Origin of the sequence: Bacillus sp. MHSD_36 (genome assembly GCF_030757775.1) — a bacterium.
GTDB lineage: Bacteria > Bacillota > Bacilli > Bacillales > Bacillaceae_G > Bacillus_A.
On sequence record NZ_JAVBIS010000021.1, the window covers coordinates 1 to 3,614 of the forward strand.

Sequence of the window (3,614 nt, forward strand, 5' to 3'; positions counted from 1 at the left end):
CTACATCTCTCTGGTTTCACACCGCATGGGGCTAAAAAAGGCCCTGACCGCTTCTATCCCTCGCTGGATCATCTATTCCATCTAAAAAGAAGTCTTTTATCTTTTTATCTTTTTATCTTTTTAGCTCTTCGTTAATTCTTTCTCATCTTTCATGCTATAGTACCCTAAATTAACAACAATTAAGAAATAACCGCCCATAATCCCTACTGCAAATGCCCACATAACCATATGGTGCTCAATTTCGTACATAATGATAGCACCTAAAATAGCAGCGGCAAAACGGTTAAACATACCGAGCGTCGGTGCTTTCGTTTTCTTTACGATACTATCTCCAAGCTTCTCAATTCGTCTCCCTAAAAGCCAAACACAATACATACTTACAATAAGTCCAATTCCAGCACCTAGGAAATGTGCTGAAAATGGTGTCACCATCCAGCCTAGTGAAAGAAGACCTAGTAGATAATACGATTGAATTTTAAACGACCTTAATGACATACTAATCATGCTGTTCTCCTCTTCAGTAATTTTTATCCCGCATTAACGGGCAGTAAGACCCTCACCTCAAAATTCAACGGAATCAAAGAAGTTCGGTGGGGGATGCCCCCCACTGATTAAAGTTTCACTTTATCTATCCAACAAAAAATTTTTTCAAGTTTATAATACTGACATCCATTTCACTCAAATTAAAAACAACATAAACAGTATGTTTATGTTGTTTTTAATGTTTTTAGAAAATAATATTATACAAGATTTTAAACATCATATTCTCATAATTTGTGACGTTTTTTCAAACATTTTTCATCCATTTATGAAAAAAGTGATATCAATCTCTAAACATACGGATATGATGTAATAAGCACACAAATAAAGGGGGCGTCTAATGATTTATTTTTTAATGGCTCTCATTCACCTCATTATCCCTGCACTTATTGGACTTTCATTGTATTGGTACACGAAAAATCATAGTATTTTCTACGCTGTCCTCGGTGTTCTTCTTCCAGGTATTATTCTTATCACACTCTTCCGTATTCCATTTTTAAACTTGATTCCACTTATTACTGCTATCTTATTTCTCGTCTTCTTACCAAAAATAAAAAAATAGGAAAGCAGATCATAAGTGATCTGTTTTCCTATTTTGATATAGGTTCCCCTGCAGTAGAAGGTACATTTACTTTCTCCGATTTCACAAACCATAGACCGAAGAAAATAATAATTCCACCGATTATTTGTTGAAACGATACATATTCATTTGCCCATATAGCTGCAAATAAAACAGCTACAAGCGGCGTTATATACATATATACCATCGTATGTGACGCGCCAATTTTTTGAACACCAACATACCACATCACTAAACCAAATACTGTAACAAAGAAAATGGAATATAGTAAGGCGAATAGCGTCATTCCATGTGTAATGTGAAATGGCAGTATAAATACATATGGTCCACTTAACAATAAAAGCGGAATTGCGCCAACTAAGGCTGACCATGCGGTAACACGTAGTGCTGAATATTTCTTAATTAATGGACTTGCTAAAACAGGATAAAGCCCCCAGCATATAGATGTAATCAGTCCAATCCCATTCCCGTAAAAAGAACTAGCAAGTGAATGTCCTGCTGCTAAAACTAATGCTGCACCACCAAAAGCAATGATAGAACCGATAAGCTTTCGAGAAGAAAACTTTTCTTGTTTCAAGAAAATCGCAAATACAGTTGTAAAAATAGGTGAAATAGAAATGAGTAAAGAAGCATTTGTAGCGGATGTATATTTGACAGTTTCCATAAATAACGTTTGATACAGTACAATACCTACAACGCTAACAATGATTAATCTAGGTATATCCTTTCTCTCCATATAAACCGACTTTTCAATAAAAAATGTAAGGAGTAACATAAGCGGTGCCGCTGATATCATTCGAATTGCAGTAAACTCAATTGCTGTAAATTCTAAAAGTCCATATTTGGCAATCGTAAAATTAATCCCCCAAATAATAACGACTGCTAAAATTAATAATTCAATCCCCCATCTTTTCATGCGTATCCCCTCCGCAAGTAAAATTATACAGAAAATTCAATCATATGTACATTTCATTATGTGAAAAAATCTTCGTATTGATCTGGATAGGTTCTCTTTGTTTGATACATGAAATTATATCGGCGATTTTCCAAATATAGCGACTTATACAATAAAAAAAGGTGGTCCCAAAATACATTTTGGAACCACCTTTCCTTACCTACACTCGAACATGTAACTTCATATTTGGATTATAAAATTGGCTCGGACTCTTCAGCTGAAAAGTTCCTCCACCTTCATGCCAATCAACTGTTAACTTATCATCCATAAATACAAGCTTCGTGCGATCTGCAATAAAATTCATTACACTAGATTCGATATCCACATCGCGCTCATCTTTTTCTGCTACAGCTACTAAATCAATGATTCCGCTCATTACACAACCGCAGCCTTCATTATCGTAAAATAACTTTATATATTTCGCTTCATTTGGAATCGTATCCATAATCTTTTTATATGCTGCTTCTGTTACAGTAACGTACATACGTTAATCTTCATCCTCTCTTCTTGTATCCTTCATATATTGTACCACTATTTTTCTAAAATATAGAATACTGAAAATTAAGACTGATTAACGTAATAAAGGAGTCTTGTATCACTATGTTCAAATTACTGCGATACCCCCTCTTCTTAAGTCTACTCGGTGGTTTTTTATTTCTAACGGAATACTATTACAATATATACTTTCTTATTCTCCTTCTATTAGTTGGATTTTAGCATTTATTTGTTTCCTATCTTGCTGTGAAAAAAGATGAATCACTTTAAAGTTTATTTACAGCGTAATTTTGACTTTGCTGTTACTTTCGACCCACAAAAGAAACGTTAGCTCTATAACGATTTAACTCCCTTTTCTATTTTTGAAATCTATAAACAATACAATCGAACACACAAAAATATAGAATTCATAATATGTATATAGTAGTTCTATTTTTAAAACTAGTTTTTCAAAATAGAGAAAGGAGAACATACATGTACCCACGTAATTGTTTTAGTTGCGACGGCAGACGCAACAGTGGCTCTACCGGCAACACCGGGCCCACTGGTAACACCGGACCTTCCGGCATCACTGGACCTACTGGCATCACCGGATCCACTGGTAACACTGGTAACACTGGTAACACTGGTAACACTGGGCCTTCCGGCAATACTGGACCCACTGGTAACACCGGACCTACTGGCATCACCGGACCTACTGGCATCACCGGACCTACTGGCATCACTGGGCCTACTGGCATCACTGGGCCTACTGGCATCACCGGACCTACTGGCATCACCGGACCTACTGGCATCACTGGGCCTACTGGGCCTTCCGGAGCTGGTTTACAAAGTACTACCGCCTTTAGTCTAGCAGCCGCTCCCACCTATAAAACAGGACAAGTTGTCACTTATACGGGTAGCGGCTATGTTGTAAAAAAGGATGCACCTCAAGGATTTCCGAATGTATCTCCAGATTATATCGTATTAGTAGAAAGCGGACCCACTGGTAACACTGGACCTACTGGACCTACTGGCATCACTGGGCCTACTGGCATCACTGGG

General features: G+C 37.1%; 4 protein-coding genes and 1 pseudogene. 2 read left to right on the forward strand and 3 right to left on the reverse strand.

What is annotated here, in order from left to right; translation table 11 throughout:
• Positions 1–120: 120 nt before the first annotated feature.
• Positions 121–504, reverse strand: a complete 384-nt coding sequence (locus tag Q9B79_RS26635) for an ATP synthase subunit I (protein ID WP_306188990.1) — start codon at positions 502–504, stop codon at positions 121–123.
• Between the two features lie 376 nt (positions 505–880).
• Here Q9B79_RS26635 and Q9B79_RS26640 point away from each other — a divergent pair, with 376 nt between their 5' ends.
• Complete coding sequence (locus Q9B79_RS26640) at positions 881–1,102, forward strand: hypothetical protein (RefSeq protein ID WP_000639043.1); 222 nt, start codon at positions 881–883, stop codon at positions 1,100–1,102.
• Positions 1,103–1,130: 28 nt separating this feature from the next.
• Here Q9B79_RS26640 and Q9B79_RS26645 read toward each other — a convergent pair whose 3' ends face one another.
• Together Q9B79_RS26645 and Q9B79_RS26650 are read right to left on the reverse strand one after the other, a co-directional pair.
• Positions 1,131–2,036, reverse strand: coding sequence for a DMT family transporter (locus tag Q9B79_RS26645; protein WP_306188993.1), 906 nt, complete (start codon positions 2,034–2,036; stop codon positions 1,131–1,133).
• A 199-nt stretch (positions 2,037–2,235) separates the two neighbouring features.
• The gene (locus tag Q9B79_RS26650) at positions 2,236–2,559 is read right to left on the reverse strand and encodes an iron-sulfur cluster biosynthesis family protein (RefSeq protein WP_166703432.1); all 324 of its coding nucleotides are present in this window, start codon (positions 2,557–2,559) and stop codon (positions 2,236–2,238) included.
• A gap of 485 nt (positions 2,560–3,044) precedes the next feature.
• Here Q9B79_RS26650 and Q9B79_RS26655 point away from each other — a divergent pair.
• Positions 3,045–3,614 (forward strand): annotated as a pseudogene (locus Q9B79_RS26655) (collagen-like protein); the annotation flags it as partial.

What these genes read in the sequence shown, in the direction of transcription:
- Q9B79_RS26635 (WP_306188990.1), bottom strand. Translation starts at nt 504, where the DNA reads ATGATTAGTATGTCATTAAGGTCGTTTAAAATTCAATCGTATTATCTA.
- Q9B79_RS26645 (WP_306188993.1), bottom strand. Translation starts at nt 2,036, where the DNA reads ATGAAAAGATGGGGGATTGAATTATTAATTTTAGCAGTCGTTATTATT.
- Q9B79_RS26650 (WP_166703432.1), bottom strand. Translation starts at nt 2,559, where the DNA reads ATGTACGTTACTGTAACAGAAGCAGCATATAAAAAGATTATGGATACG.
- Q9B79_RS26640 (WP_000639043.1), top strand. Translation starts at nt 881, where the DNA reads ATGATTTATTTTTTAATGGCTCTCATTCACCTCATTATCCCTGCACTT.